The organism is Kitasatospora purpeofusca, from assembly GCF_000718025.1.
Classification (GTDB): Bacteria; Actinomycetota; Actinomycetes; order Streptomycetales; family Streptomycetaceae; genus Kitasatospora; species Kitasatospora purpeofusca.
The window spans coordinates 336,544-350,888 of the sequence record NZ_JODS01000002.1; the positions used below are offsets into that span (position 1 = coordinate 336,544).

General features: G+C 75.7%; 11 protein-coding genes. 7 read left to right on the plus strand and 4 right to left on the minus strand.

The annotated features are described in order from the left end of the window. Positions 1-90: 90 nt before the first annotated feature. Both IF01_RS0104560 and modA read right to left on the minus strand, forming a co-directional pair. Complete coding sequence (locus IF01_RS0104560; protein ID WP_375340968.1) at positions 91-1,023, minus strand: ABC transporter permease; 933 nt, start codon at positions 1,021-1,023, stop codon at positions 91-93. Further along, a complete protein-coding gene (modA, locus tag IF01_RS0104565) occupies positions 1,020-1,886 on the minus strand; it encodes a molybdate ABC transporter substrate-binding protein (RefSeq protein WP_030391944.1) in 867 nt (288 codons plus the stop codon). Before modA ends, IF01_RS0104560 begins: the two co-directional genes overlap by 4 nt. Before the next feature lie 391 nt (positions 1,887-2,277). Between modA and IF01_RS0104570 the strand changes: the two genes are divergently transcribed. From IF01_RS0104570 to IF01_RS0104580, 3 genes are all read left to right on the plus strand, one after another. Continuing rightward, on the plus strand, positions 2,278-3,702 hold the full coding sequence (locus tag IF01_RS0104570; RefSeq protein ID WP_030391945.1) for a cytochrome P450: 1,425 nt from the start codon (positions 2,278-2,280) through the stop codon (positions 3,700-3,702). 771 nt (positions 3,703-4,473) lie between these two features. Continuing rightward, complete coding sequence (locus IF01_RS0104575) at positions 4,474-5,127, plus strand: RNA polymerase sigma factor (protein WP_063764130.1); 654 nt, start codon at positions 4,474-4,476, stop codon at positions 5,125-5,127. A 45-nt stretch (positions 5,128-5,172) separates the two neighbouring features. Beyond that, on the plus strand, positions 5,173-6,228 hold the full coding sequence (locus IF01_RS0104580; protein ID WP_030391947.1) for a hypothetical protein: 1,056 nt from the start codon (positions 5,173-5,175) through the stop codon (positions 6,226-6,228). 188 nt (positions 6,229-6,416) lie between these two features. Here the strand turns inward: IF01_RS0104580 and IF01_RS0104585 are convergent, their stop codons facing one another. Further along, a complete protein-coding gene (locus IF01_RS0104585) occupies positions 6,417-7,898 on the minus strand; it encodes a cation:dicarboxylate symporter family transporter (protein WP_078879658.1) in 1,482 nt (493 codons plus the stop codon). A gap of 219 nt (positions 7,899-8,117) precedes the next feature. Between IF01_RS0104585 and IF01_RS0104590 the strand changes: the two genes are divergently transcribed. Next, positions 8,118-9,857, plus strand: coding sequence for a sensor histidine kinase (locus tag IF01_RS0104590; protein WP_030391949.1), 1,740 nt, complete (start codon positions 8,118-8,120; stop codon positions 9,855-9,857). A gap of 59 nt (positions 9,858-9,916) precedes the next feature. After that, positions 9,917-10,714: a response regulator gene (locus IF01_RS0104595; RefSeq protein WP_078879706.1), complete on the plus strand. Its 798-nt coding sequence runs from the start codon at positions 9,917-9,919 to the stop codon at positions 10,712-10,714. Here the strand turns inward: IF01_RS0104595 and IF01_RS0104600 are convergent. After that, the gene (locus tag IF01_RS0104600) at positions 10,692-11,057 is read right to left on the minus strand and encodes a PH domain-containing protein (RefSeq protein ID WP_030391951.1); all 366 of its coding nucleotides are present in this window, start codon (positions 11,055-11,057) and stop codon (positions 10,692-10,694) included. The genes IF01_RS0104595 and IF01_RS0104600 overlap by 23 nt on opposite strands. 256 nt (positions 11,058-11,313) lie before the next feature. Between IF01_RS0104600 and IF01_RS0104605 the strand changes: the two genes are divergently transcribed. Then, positions 11,314-12,732, plus strand: coding sequence for a diaminobutyrate--2-oxoglutarate transaminase family protein (locus tag IF01_RS0104605; RefSeq protein WP_030391952.1), 1,419 nt, complete (start codon positions 11,314-11,316; stop codon positions 12,730-12,732). Further along, complete coding sequence (locus tag IF01_RS0104610) at positions 12,729-14,339, plus strand: pyridoxal phosphate-dependent decarboxylase family protein (protein WP_208624279.1); 1,611 nt, start codon at positions 12,729-12,731, stop codon at positions 14,337-14,339. Before IF01_RS0104605 ends, IF01_RS0104610 begins: the two co-directional genes overlap by 4 nt. The last annotated feature ends 6 nt before the right edge of the window (positions 14,340-14,345 follow it).

Below are 14,345 nucleotides of genomic sequence, written 5' to 3' on the forward strand. Positions count from 1 at the left end.
GCGGCACTCCGGGGACGGGGACGACGGGGAAGCGGGCGGGGAGGACGGGGACGACGGGGAAGCGGGCGGGGGCAGGGGCGGCGGCCGGCCTCACGGCGCGGACATCCAGCGCTCGCGCAGGCCGGCCAGCACCGCGATCGACACCACCAGCAGCACCAGGGACAGCGCGATCGCCGCCTCCGGGTCCGACTCCATCGCGAGGTAGACGGCCAGTGGCATGGTCTGCGTACGGCCCGGGAAGTTGCCCGCGAAGGTGATCGTCGCGCCGAACTCGCCCAGCGCCCGCGCCCAGGCCAGTACGGCGCCGGCCCCGATGCCCGGGGCGATCAGCGGCAGGGTGACCCGGCGGAACGCGGTCAGCCGGGAGGCGCCCAGCGTCGCCGCGGCCTCCTCGTAGCGCGGGTCGGCGGCGCGCAGCGCTCCCTCGACGCTGATCACCAGGAACGGCATCGCGACGAACGCCTCCGCGATCACCACGCCGGTGGTGGTGAACGGCAGCGTGATGCCGAACGCGGAGTCCAGCCAGGAGCCGACGATGCCGCGCCGCCCGAGCACCAGCAGCAGCGCGACGCCGCCGACCACCGGCGGCAGCACCAGCGGCAGCGTGACCAGGGCCCGGACCAGCCGCCGGCCCGGCAGCTCGGTCCGGGCCAGCAGCCAGGCCAGCGGCACGCCCAGGATCAGGGACACCGCCGTGGCGGCGGTCGCGCAGACCAGCGAGAGGCGCAGCGCCTCCCACACCTGCGGGCTGGTGAGCTGCTCCGGGAGTGCGCTCCAGGGTGCTCGGACCAGCAGTCCGACCAGGGGGAGGACGAGGAACGCCAGGCCGAGCAGCGCGGGCAGCAGCAGGGCGACCGGCACCCGCCCCGCCCGCCGTCGGCCGGGGCGGCGCGGCCGGCCGGGCCCCGGGCCGGAGCCCGGGAGCGGGGCCGGGCCCGAGGAGTCCCCGGACCCGGGGCCGCCCGCGCGGCCGTCCGCCGTGCCGTCCGCCGTGCCGTCCGCGCGGCCGGTGCGACGGATCACGGCGCCTGGAAGCCCGCCGCGGTCAGCACCTGCTGCGCCTCGGACGACTGGATGTAGGCGACGAAGGCGGCGGCGCCGTCCTTGTTGGGCGCCTTGGCCAGAGCGGCGATCGGGTAGTCGTTCACGGCCTTGGCGGCCTCGGGGAACTCCACGCCGTCGATCTTCGCAGCATCGGCCTGCACATCGGTGCGGTACACGAGCGAGGCGTCGACCTCACCCAGCTCGACCTTGGTCAGCGCGCCCTTGACGTCCTGCTCCAGGGTGACCGGGGTGAGGTTGACGTTGGCGGCCTTGAGCGCGGTCAGCGCGGCGGCGCCGCAGGGCACCTCCTTCGCGCACAGCGCGACCTTCACACCCGGCGCGGCCAGGTCGGCGAGGCCGGCGACGTGTTTGGGGTTGCCCTTGGGGACGGCGATGGCGAGGGTGTTGCGCACGAAGGTCTTCGGCTCGCCGGCGGCGCCGCCCGCGTCGGTGACGGTCTTCATGGTGGCGGGGCTGGCGGCGGCGAACACATCGGCCGGGGCACCGGAGTTGATGCTCGTGGCGAGGGCCGAGCTGCCGCCGAAGTTGAAGGTGACCTTGGCGCCGGGGTTGGCGGCCTCGAACTTCTTGCCCAGGTCGGTGAAGGTCTCCTTGAGCGAGGCCGCGGCGAACACGGTGATCGTCCCGGAGACCTTCGGGACGCCGGCCGCGCCCGTGCCGGCGCCGGTCGCCGCACCCGTGCCGGGGGCGGCGGGGGAGCTGCTGCTGCTCTTGGCGTCGGTGCCGCCGTCGCTGCCGCAGGCGGTGGCGCCGAGGGCGAGGACGAGGGCCGCCGCCGCGGTGGCGGTGAGCCTGGTGGCGGTGAGTCTGCGGATGGCCATTCCTTGGCTTCCCCTCCTGGGCGCGCCGGGAGGGGCGCGGGGTCAATGCCGCAGGTGCGGCCATTACGCCGATCATAGTGCCGCATATGCGGGCCGAATTTCGTCTGTCTCATCGCACAGGCCAGGGGTACCGAAGCGGGTGGCGGGCCTGTCGGAAGACGCAAGCGGCCCCGGGGCGGTCCTTCGGATCCGCGCCGCCGCCGAGGGGCGCGGGGCGGTCGGCGAGCGCGGGGTGGCGCGCGTCGGCAGCGCTCTGTGCGCCCCTTCTGTGCCGATTACCCGGCAGTTACGTTGGGGACGGAACGGGAGCACGACCGACCGGTCGCGCGGTCGGGGGCGGGGGCACCCGACCGGAAGCCGGACCGGTGAGGCGCACGACCGAGGAGGGGACATGTCGCTGACCGCCGCGACCACCAGCACCACCAGTACCACCGGCACCGCCGCCACCATCACCCGGATACCCGGGCCGCCCGGACTCCCGCTGGTGGGCTCGCTGCTCGACCTGACCCGGCGTCCGCTGCGCACGTACCTCGACGCCCGCCGCGACTACGGCGACGTCGTCCGCTTCGCCGCCGGACCGCCCGGGCTGCGCGCCGAGTTCTACGCGGTGTTCTCGCCGGAGGGCGCGCACCAGGTGCTCGGCAGCGAGGCGGCCAACTTCCGCAAGGACAACAGCTTCTACGACGAGCTGCGGACCAGCCTCGGCAACGGCCTGCTGACCAGCCAGGACGGCGACTACCACCGCCAGCGCCGGCTGATCCAGCCGCTGTTCACCCGGCGCCGGGTGGACGGCTACGCCGAGGCCGTCGGGCAGGAGTGCGGGGTGCTCGCCGACCGCTGGCGGGTGGTGCCCGGCGGCGTGGTCGACGTCGCGGAGGAGATGTCGCGGTTCGCGCTGCGCACGGTGTCCCGGATCCTGTTCGGTGCGGACGTGGAGGCGGCGGTGCGGGTGGTGCACCACAGCTTCCCGGTGCTCGGCGAGTTCGTCCTCGAACGCGGCTTCGCGCCGGTGAAGGTGCCCCGCGGCTGGCCGACTCCCGCCAACCGGCGGGCCGCCGGTGCGCAGCGCGACCTCTACGCGGTGTGCGACCGGATCATCGCCGAGCGGGCGGTGCGGCGGGCGGCGGGTGTGGCCGACGCCGCCGGTCCGGAGGACCTGCTGGAACTGCTGACCCGGGCCCGGGGCGAGGACGGGGAGCGGCTCGACCCGGCGGAACTGCGCGACCAGGTCCTGATCTTCCTGCTCGCCGGGCACGAGACCACGGCGACCTCGCTCGCCTTCGCGCTCTTCCTGCTGGCCAAGCACCCGGAGCAGCGGCGCCGGGCGCGCGAGGAGGCGGACGCCGTACTGGCCGGACGGGCGCCGGTGGCGGCCGACCTGGAGGCGCTGCCCTACCTCACCCAGGTGCTGAAGGAGGCGATGCGGCTCTACCCGGCCGCCTCGCAGATGGGGCGCCGCTCGGTGGAGGAGTCGGTGATCGACGGGTACGTCGTGCCCGCCGGCGCCCAGGTCATCCTCGCGCCGTGGGTCACCCACCGGCACCCGGACCACTGGGAGCAGCCGGACCGCTTCGACCCGGACCGCTTCCTGCCCGAGCGGGAGAAGGAGCGGCACCGGTACGCCTGGTACCCGTTCGGGGGCGGGCCGAGGGCTTGCATAGGGCAGCACTTCTCCATGCTGGAGTCGGTGCTGACACTGGGCGCGCTGCTGCGGGACTTCGATTTCGAGGCGGTGGACCGCGGCGTCCGGCTGGGGCAGGGGATCACGCTCCAGGTGCGGAGCCCGATGCGGGTCCGGCTGACGCCGCGCGGCTGAGGGGCCGGGGCCGGCGGCGGAGGGTTGACGGCGCAGGGCCGGCGGCGGAGGGCCCACGGCAAGCGGTCGGCGGGGCGGGGGAGTTGGACGCGGAGTGCCCGGCCCCGGGCGGTCCGCCGTCACGGCGGCCGGACCGGTCGGGGCACACGACCGGGACATTCGAACACAACGCCCCGGTGCCGCGGGCGGATTCGCGGATCCTCGCCGCCGCCGGGCGGCCGCGCCGATAGCGTCCCATGCACCCCGGGTCGGAAGCGCACGCACGGACGGCGCAAGAAGCACCGTCGCACCACCACCCCGGCCTCCGCGCGGAGTCCGCCCGGCCCGGGGGCACCCGGGCCGGGCAGCCCCGGGGAGTGGCGGTCCCGGGGGTGGCGGCTCCGGGGAGTTCCGGTCCCCCGGCCGCTGGGACGCCGAACGCCCCTGCGCCCGCCCGCCGTCGGAGCGTCGCCTCCGGGAGGGCCGGAGGCTGCCCGCCGCACTTTGCAAAGTCCTGGCGCACTTTGCAAAGTGCGCCAGGACTTTGCAAAGTGCCTTCGGCGCCCACCCCGGGCCCCCTCCCGTACTGCATACGAATGGCTGCGGAATGGTGGGACGACGAACTATGATGTGATGTGCGTCACAAGGCCGTGCGGCCGACGGCCCGATATCCATCGACCGGGCCTTCGGGGCGCCGATTTCCGAGGGGGCGGGATGGGGATCACGGCCGGTTGCCGGGGTGGGGAGGATCCGAGCCCGCGCCCGTCGGCCGAATCCGCGGAATTCGACCGGATGTTCACCGAATTGCTGCCCAGGCTCCGGCGCGCAGCCGTCCGCATGCTCGGGGATCCGTTCGGCGCGGGCGATGTCGTCCACGAGGCCTATCTGCGGATCGCCCGGAATCCCGCCCGCTTCCTCGGCCATCCCCGGCCCTACGCCTACGCGTTCACCGCGATGGCGAACGTCGTGCGCGACGAGTGGCGCCGCGACCGCCGTCGGCTGCTCCCGTACGAGGCGCTGGAGGACGTGGGGCCGGTCGGCGGTTCCGCAGCGGTCGGCGGGTGGGGCGGCGGGTGGTTCGGCGGGTGCGACGACCCGTCGGGCGGCGGGGTGGCCGAGCTGCAGGCGCACTGGGAGGTGGTGCGGTTGCTGCGCTGTCTGACGGTGAAGCAGGCGCGGGCGGTGGTGCTGGTCGACCTCGACGGGTACAGCCTGGAGGAGGCCGCCGAGCTCCTCGGTGTGCACCGCTCCACCCTGGCGGTCACCCGGCGACGGGCGCTGGACCGGTTGCGGGGCATTCTCGAACGGGAGCGCGATTCGCCGGCCGGTTCCGGTTCCGGTTCCGAGGCGGGGTCCGGATCGGGCGGCGGAGTGCGTCGCTCGGTCGCCCGCCCCCTGTCCGGGCATGTGCCGGGGGCGCGCGCGGGGTCCGACGCACCGGTCTGACGGCAAGTCAGCTCAGCTCCGGTATCGCCCCGTACGCTGCAAATCGTGATCACGTACGAGGAGCATCGGCTCCGCTCCCTGGTGGACGAAGGCCGTTGGATCGAACTGCTGGGCGCCTACCGGCAGGCCCGCGCCGCCGCCGTCGCGCTCGACCTGGCCGACGGCGGGCAGGCGGGTGGAGACCGGTCGGGCGGAGGCCCGGCGGGCGGCGTCGGGGCGGCCGCCGCCTGGGTGGTCGCGGCCGCGCAGGGCCGGGCCGGCATCGCCACCGCCGCGCTCGGTCACCTGATCGCGTACGCCGCGCCGCCCGAGGTGGCCGCTCGACTGTTCGACGCGGACGGCGGCCCCGGCACCGCGGCCGGAGTGGCCGACCACGACGCCGGGCCGCTCTGGGAGGTGCTGGCGACCCGGCACACCTGGCGGCGGCTCGCCCCGCTGCTCGGCCCGCCCCCGGTGCGGCGGCTGGTCGCGCAGACCCGGGTGCTGCTCGGCGAGGACCTCTCCCGGGGCGCCGAGCCGGACCCCGAGGGGGTGCCGCTGCTGCTGGAGCCCTGGGAGTCGGTGGGGCGGGCCGAGGGCATGCCGGTCCGGGAGTACCTGCGCCACGGCGGTTCGCGCAGCGCGCTGCTGACGCTGCCCGCCAGCCGGGAGGGGTTGGCCCGGGTGGAACTGCCCGAACCCGGCGCCCGGCTGCCGGGGCAGCCGGCCACCCGGGCGCTGGCCGAGCTGGCCGGCTGGGCACGGACGGTCTGCGTGCGCGGACCGGCGGCGGGGGCCGCCGCCCAGCTGGCGCCGGGCCCGATGGTCGTCGGCGGGTACCTGCCGTTCGCCCTGGCCTGGCCGGCGCTGGTGCAGGCGGGCATCGCGGACCGCGCGTACGGCGCGGCGCACGGGCGGCTGGCGCTGTGGCGGGTGCTGACGGCGATGACCGGCGCGCAGCGGCCGGAGTCGGCGGACCGGGCGGAGGTCCGTGCCCTGGTCGCGCGGATGCGCTGCTTCACCTGGGACGATCCGGCCGACCGGCTGCGGCACCTGCACCTCGCGCTGGAGGACCCGGCGACCGGGCTGAGCTGGGCGGTCAGCGGTTCGGAGGAGGTCTGAGCGGGTCGGTCGCCCCCCCCCGGGGCCGGGCCCGAGCGCGCGCGGCTCGGGCCCGAGCGCGAGAGGCCCGGCCCGAGGGACTGCCCGGCCTGAGGGCCCCCGGGACATGCGGGACCCCTGGTCCGGCGCCTTTTCCGGGGGGTTGGGCGGGGCGCCGGACCAGGGGGGTGTGAGGGACGGGCCGCCGCTCAGGCGGCCGTCGTCGTGCTCGCCGCCGTGGCCGCGGCAGTCGTCCCGGCGGTGGCCGGAGCCGGGGCCGGGGCCGGGGCCGGGACCGGCGCGGCCGAGGGCGACCCGGTCGGGGCGGCGGGCTCCGCCGCCGGGGCGCCGCCGTGCGGGGCGCCGTGCGGGTCCGCGTCCAGCAGCGTCCGCTCGTCGAACGGCACCTCGCCCGCCAGCACCAGCCGGGCCCGCTCGCGGTCGAGCTCCCCGGTCCACTGCCCGATCAGCACGGTGGCGACGGCGTTCCCGGCGAAGTTGGTGAGCGCCCGGGCCTCGGACATGAACCGGTCGATGCCGACGATCAGCCCGACGCCGTCCACCAGGGCCGGCTTGTGCGACTGGAGCCCGCCCGCGAGGGTGGCCAGCCCGGCGCCGGTGACGCCGGCCGCGCCCTTGCTGGCGATCACCATGAAGACCAGCAGCGACAGCTGCTCGCCCACCGACATCGGCTTGTCCATCGCCTCCGAGATGAAGATCGAGGCCATGGTCAGGTAGATCGCGGTGCCGTCCAGGTTGAAGCTGTAGCCGGTCGGGACGGTGATGCCGACCACCGGGCGGCTGACGCCCAGGTGCTCCATCTTGGCGATCAGCCGGGGCAGGGCGCTCTCCGAGGAGGAGGTGGAGAGGATCAGCAGGAACTCGCGGCCGAGGTAGCGCAGCAGGGTGAAGATGTTGACGCCGGCGACCAGGCGCAGCAGGGTGCCGAGCACCACGACCACGAACAGGGCGCAGGTCAGGTAGAAGCCGATCATGATGACGGCGAGGCTCTTCAGTGCGGCCGTCCCGGTGGCGCCGACCACCGCGGCCATCGCCCCGAAGGCGCCGATCGGTGCCACCCACATGATCATCGCCATGACCCGGAAGACCAGCCGCTGCACGTGCTCGATGCCGCGCAGCACGGGGGCGCCGGCCGGGCCCATCGCCTGGAGGGCGAACCCGGCCAGCAGGGCGACCAGCAGGGTCTGCAGCACCTTGCCCTCGGTGAGGGCGGAGAGCATGGTGGTCGGGATCATCCCGAGCAGGAAGTCGGCGGTGGACTGCGCGCCGCCGGCGGCGGCCTGGGCGTGGCCGGACTTGGCGAGCGCGGAGGTCAGGTGGAGGCCGCCGCCGGGCTCCAGCAGGTTGCCGACCAGCAGGCCGATGCCGAGGGCGACGGTCGACATGGCGAGGAAGTAGCCGAGGGCCAGGCCGCCGACCTTGCCGACCTTGGCGGCCTTGGTGACCGAGCCGATGCCGAGCACGATGGTGCAGAAGATGACCGGGCTGATCATCATCTTGATGAGGTTGACGAAGCCCGTGCCGATGGGCTTCAGCTCCACCGCGAAGTCCGGCGCGGCCAGGCCGACCACGACGCCCGCGACGACCGCCGCGATCACGGCGAGGTAGAGGACGTGGGTGCGGTCCTTCGGTCTGGCGCCCGCGCCCGCTGCTGCTCCGGTGATCGACATCTGTGGCTCCTTCGCCCTGCTGTGCCCGGTGGCGCGTGCGCCCGTGGGGATGCGCTCATGGGGGTGCGCCGGTGTGCGGTCCGGGGGCCCCGGGTGGTGGGCCGCTCCGACTATGGGGTCCGGGCGTGACGCGGGTCACGTTTGCGTTCATAGAGTTCACATCACCCCGTCCTCGCCGCGGGGTCCGCGCCGACCGGGCCGTGGTGCACACTGACAGGCATGTCCGCGCGTACCCTCCTCCCGCCGCGCCGGCTGGTGCGCAGCCTGGCCGGACAGCTCTTCGTCGTCCAAGTGGTCATCGTCGCCGCCGTGGTCGCGGGCGGGGCCGTGCTCGCGTACCTGTTCACCGCCGGGCGCGCCGACGACGCGGCCCGCCGCCAGGTCACCGCCGTCGCCCGCGCCGTCGCCGACTCGCCGACCGTCCGCGACGCCGCGGGCGCGCCCGATCCGACGGCCGTGCTCCAGCCCTACGCCGAGCGGGTGCGGGTCGACACCGGGGTCTCCTTCGTCACCGTGATGGACACCGCCGGCGTGCGCTGGACCCACCCGCTGCCCGAGCAGATCGGGCGGCCCTTCCTCGGGCACATCGACTGGGCGCTCGCCGGCGAGACCCGCAGCGAGACCTACACCGGCACGCTCGGCCCGTCGGTGCGGGTGGTCACCCCGGTGCTGGACGAGCGGCACCGGGTGGTCGCCCTGGTCAGCGCCGGTATCACGGTGCAGTCCATCTCGGCGCAGCTGCGCGGCCCCCTGCTCGCGCTGGTGGGGGTCGCGGCGGCCGCGCTGGCCGTCGGCGGGATCGGTACCTACCTCGCCAACTCCCGGCTGCGGCGGCACACCCACGGCATGGGGCCGGCCGAACTCAGCCACCTCTACGAGTACCACCAGGCCACCCTGCACGCCGTCCGGGAGGGGCTCGTGCTGCTCGACCGGGACCACCGGGTGGTGCTGTGCAACGACGCGGCGCGCGAACTCCTGGGCCTGGACGGGGCGGTGGAGGGGCACCCGGTGGACGGGCTGGGGCTGCCGGACGCGCTGCTGGCGGCCGTCTGCGGGGACGCTCCGGTCCGGGACGAGGTCCATCTGACCGCCGAGCGGGTGGTGGTGCTCAACACCTCCACCATCGGTACCGGTCTCGGCCGGGTCCTCACCCTCCGCGACCACACCGAACTCCAGGCGCTGAGCGGCGAGCTGGACTCCGTGCGCGGCTTCACCGAGGCGCTCGGCGCCCAGGCGCACGAGGCCGCCAACCGGCTGCACGCCGTCGTCTCGCTGATCGAACTCGGCCGTCACCGCGAGGCGGTGGAGTTCGCCACCGCCGAACTCGCCCTCGCCCAGCGGCTCACCGACCGGGTGGTCGCCGCCGTCGGCGAACCGGTGCTGGCCGCCCTGCTGTTGGGCAAGGCCGCCCAGGCCGCCGAACGGGGTGTGGAGTTGACGCTCACGCCGGACAGTTCGATCGACGACGGCGTGCTGCCGTCGCGACTGACCGCCCGCGACCTCATCACCGTCCTCGGCAACCTGATCGACAACGCCGTGGACGCCGCGATCACCGGCGCGGTCGCGAACCCCGGGCCCCCGGAGGTCACCGTCACCGCCCGGATCGAGGGGGAGCACCTGCTGCTGCGGGTCGCCGACACCGGGGCCGGGATCGACCCGGGGGCGGTGGAGGACGTGTTCCGGCGCGGGTGGAGCACCAAGCAGCACGGCAGTGCGGGCGGGAACGGCCAGGGGAGCGGCGACGGCGGGAGCGGCCAACAGAGCGGCCAACAGGGCGGCGAGGGCGGCGGCCACGGGCGCGGACTCGGGCTCGCCCTGGTCGCCCAGGCCGCCCGGCGCAACGGCGGCACCGTCGAGGTCGGCCGGGAGCGCGGCGCGGTGCTCACCGTCCGGCTGCCGCTCGACCGACCGGTGGGCGAGGGCGCGGGGGAGCACCGGCGCGTGGCGGTGGCTCCGTGAGCCGCGGCACCGGACAGGCGGGGGACGCCGAACGGGTCGGGGATGCCGAACGGGCCGAGATCTCCGTCCTGGTGGTCGAGGACGACCCGGTGGCCGCCGCCGCCCACACCCTCTACGTGGGGCGCGAGCCGGGATTCCGGGCCGTCGGCACCGTGCACGGCTGCGCGGAGGCGCTGCGCTTCCTGGAGCGGGCCCGGGCCGCCGGTCGCCCCGTCGACCTGCTGCTGCTCGACCTCTACCTGCCCGACGGGCACGGCCTCCAGCTCTGCGGCACCCTGCGCGCCGCCGGCCACGCCACCGATGTCATCGCGGTCACCTCCGCCCGCGACCTCGCGATGGTCCGCCGGGCCGTGTCCGCCGGTGTGGTCCAGTACCTGCTGAAGCCGTTCGCGGCCGCCGCGCTGCACGACCGCCTGGAGCGCTACGCCCGCTACCGGGACACCCTCGGGCGGACCGGGGCGGCCACCGGGCAGGACGAGGTCGACCAGGCGCTCGCGCTGCTGCGGATGCCCGAACGCACCGCCCTGCCGAAGGGGTTGAGCGCTCCGACGCTGGACACCGTGGCCGGGGTGCTGCGCGCGGGCGCCGGCCTGTCGGCGGCGGCGGCCGGTGCGGCAGCCGGTGTCTCGCGGATCACCGCCCGCCGCTACCTGGAGCACCTGGTGGACACCGGCCTCGCCGTCCGGGAGCCCCGCTACGGCACGGTCGGCCGGCCGGAGCTCTGCTACCGCTGGACGGGCGGCTCCGGCGGCTCCGGCGGACCGGGCGGACCGGGCGGGGGCGGCTCGGGCGGCTCGGGAAGCTCCGGCGGGTCGGACGTCCCCGGCGGTGGGGTCAGCGGGCCACGAACTCGGTGAGCAGGGCCTGCACCTCGTAGATGTCGACGCCCTTGGTGAAGTTCTTGGAGATCGGCATCGCGGCGCCCGAGACCCAGATCTTCAGCTCGGCGTCCAGGTCGAATGTGCCGGCGGTCTCCACGGCGAAGTGGGTGATCGAGCGGTAGGGGATCGAGTGGTACTCGGTCTTCTTGCCGGTGATGCCCTGCTTGTCGACCAGGATCAGCCGGCGGTCGGTGAACAGGAAGGTGTCGCGGACCAGCTGGTAGGCGGCGTGGACCTGCTCGCCCTGGCCGAACAGCCGGGCGAACTCCTTCTGGGCCTCGCTGTTGTCCACCCGGTGGGCGTTCCCGAACAGTGCCATGCCGACTCCTCTCTGCGGGCGCCCGGTGCGGCGCCTGGGCCCCGAGTCTGGCATGCGGGTGATCATGGACGCCGGGCGGCCCCGGGGGCCTCCGGGCCGAACCCCGCTCGCCCCTCACGGCCGTGACCTCTCGACGGCCCGCTCGTTGAGGGTACGGCCGGGTTGTCACCCGCAAGGGTGGTTCCGGAGCCCCCGGACGGACCAGGGCAGGTCGGACAAGTAAGGTTAGGCTCACCTAATTTTCTGGGAGTCCGCCTTGACGCTCGCCGCTGAGCCCGCCACCGGTCCGACCGTCCCCCGCGCCGCCGCCGTTCCCGCGCCGGGCCAGGCGCCCGCCGCCGGGTCGGCATCCTCGCCGGGCGCCGTCCTGCGCCGCCAGCGCCTGCGCGAGTCCGCCGCCCGCACCTACGCGCGCTCGTTCCCGATCGTCCCCGTGCGGGCCAGCGGCATGACCGTCGAAGGCGCCGACGGCCGCCGCTACCTCGACTGCCTCTCCGGCGCCGGCACCCTCGCCCTCGGTCACAACCACCCGGTGGTCCTGGCGGCGATCCGCCGCACCCTCGACAGCGGCGCCCCGCTCCACCTGCTCGACCTCGCGACCGCCGAGAAGGACGACTTCACCACCGCCCTGTTCGAGAGCCTGCCGCCCGCCTTCGCCGACGGCGCGCGGGTGCACTTCTGCGGGCCCGCCGGGACCGACGCCGTCGAGGCCGCGCTCAAGCTGATGCAGACCGCGACCGGCCGTTCCGGCGCCCTCGCCTTCACCGGCGCCTACCACGGGATGACCGCCGGCTCCCTCGCGCTCACCGGCAACGTCGCCGTCAAGGAGCCGCTGCCCGGCGGCGGCGAGGTCGTCCGGCTGCCCTACCCCTACGGCTACCGCTGCCCGTTCGGGGTCGGCGGGGAGGCCGGGGCCGAACTCTCGGCCACCTATGTCGAACGGCTGCTCGACGACCCGGCCGGCGGCGTCGTCCCGCCCGCCGCGATGGTCCTGGAGGCCGTCCAGGGCGAGGGCGGCGTCGTCCCCGCACCGGACGACTGGCTGCGCGCCATGCGCCGGATCACCGCCGAGCGCCGCATCCCGCTGATCGTCGACGAGGTGCAGACCGGCGTCGGCCGCACCGGCGCGATGTGGGCGGTCGAGCACAGCGGGATCGTGCCCGACGCGATGGTGCTCTCCAAGGCGATCGGCGGCAGCCTCCCGCTCGCCGTCGTCGTCTACCGGGAGGAGTACGACGGCTGGCGGCCCGGCGCCCACACCGGCACCTTCCGCGGCAACACACTGGCCATGGCGGCCGGAGCGGCCACGCTGCGCTACGTCGCCGCCAACGGGCTGGCCGAACGGGCGGCGCTGGTCGGCGACCGGATGGTCGAACGGCTGCGCGCGCTGGCCGGGGAACTCCCCGCGATCGGCGACGTGCGCGGGCGCGGGCTGATGATCGGCGTCGAACTCGTCGACCCGACCGCGGCTCCGGACGCCTGCGGGGCCCGGCCGGCCGCCCCCGAACTCGCCGTCCGGGTCCGCGAGGCCTGCCTGGCCCGCGGGCTGATCGTCGAACTCGGCGGGCGGCACGACGCCGTGCTGCGACTGCTGCCCCCGCTCACCATCACGGACGAGCAGGCGGCCGCGGTGCTGGACCGGCTCGCGGACGCCGTCGCGGCGGCCTCGGCGTGAGCGGCGGCCCGGGAGAGGCGACCGGCGGCGGGACCGGCGGCGGGGACGGGGAGGGTGCCGGCGGGTCCTGGCCGGACCCGGCCGAGGGCGCCGACGCACCCCTCGACGCCCTCTCCGGCGGCGTCGGCGGACCCGCCGCGCTCGGCCCGCTGCTCGCCACCGTCCTCGACGCGCTGGAGACCGGCGCCACCCGCCGGGGCGGCCCGCTGCCGCCCGGCCGCCCCGGCGACCTCGCCGCCCTGGTCGACCGGGCGCTCGCCGCCGCCGAGGGCCCCGACGCCCTCGCCCGCCTCACCGAACTGCTCGCCCACGGCGCCGCCGACCCCGCCGACCCGTTCTGCGCCGCCCACCTGCACTGCCCCCCGCTCGCCGTGGCCGCCGCCGCCGACCTCGCCGTCAGCGCCCTCAACCCCTCCCAGGACTCCTGGGACCAGGCCCCCGCGGCGACGGCGCTGGAGACCGCGCTGCTCGCCGAACTCGCCGCCCTGGTCGGCTACGACCCCGCCCGGGCCGCCGGCGTGGTCACCTCCGGCGGCACCGAGTCCAACCTCATGGGCCTGATGCTCGCCCGCGACCAGAAGCTCGACGGCATCGTCGAACTCGACGGGCTCCTCGGCCTGCCCGCCGGAGTCCGTCCCCGGATCTTCGCCTCCCGGGCCGCGCACTTCTCGGTCCAGCGGGCTGCCGCCCTGCTCGGCCTCGGCGAACGCGCCGTCGTCCCGGTCGACGTCGACCGCGAACTGAGGATGGACCCGGTGGCGCTCGAACGCGCCCTGGCAGAGGCGAGTTGGGCCGGACACACCCCCGTCGCCGTGGTCGCCACCGCCGGCACCACCGACACCGGCGCCGTCGACCCGCTGCCCGCCGTCGCCGAACTCGCCGCCCGCTACGACGCCTGGCTGCACGTCGACGCCGCGTACGGCGGCGGCGCCCTGCTCTCCGACCGGCTCGCCCCGCTGCTCGACGGCATCGAACGCGCCGACTCCGTCTCACTGGACTGGCACAAGCTCGGCTGGCAGCCGGCCGCCGCCGGCGTCTTCCTGGTCCGCCACGCCGAGAACTACGTCTCGCTCGCCCGCCGGGCCGTCTACCTCAACCCGGCCGACGACGAACAGGCGGGCTACCCGAGCCTGTTGGGACTCTCGCTGCGCACCACCCGGCGGCCCGACGCCTTCAAGCTCGCCGTCACCCTGCGCACCCTCGGCCGCGCCGGGCTCGGACGGCTCGTCGACGCCTGCCACGACCTCGCGCGGTACGCCGCGGACACCGTCCGGGCCGAACCGGAACTGGAGCTGCACGCCGAACCCGTGCTGACCGCCCTGCTGTTCCGCTACCGCCCGGCAGGCCCGGACTCCCCCCGCCCCGACGCCGACCCGGCCGCGCTCGACCCGGCCGCGCTCGACCGGGTCAACGCCGAGCTGCGGCGCGAACTGCTGCGCGGCGGACGGGCCGTGGTCGGCCGGACCGAACTGCCCGGCGAGGGTCCTGGCCGGGTCCGGCTCAAACTGACCCTGCTCAACCCGCACACCACCCCGGCCGAGGTGGACGCCCTGATCGCCGAGGTCGTCCGGGCCGGCCGCCAGGCCTGGCGCTGGGTCGGCCGGTAGGGCGGG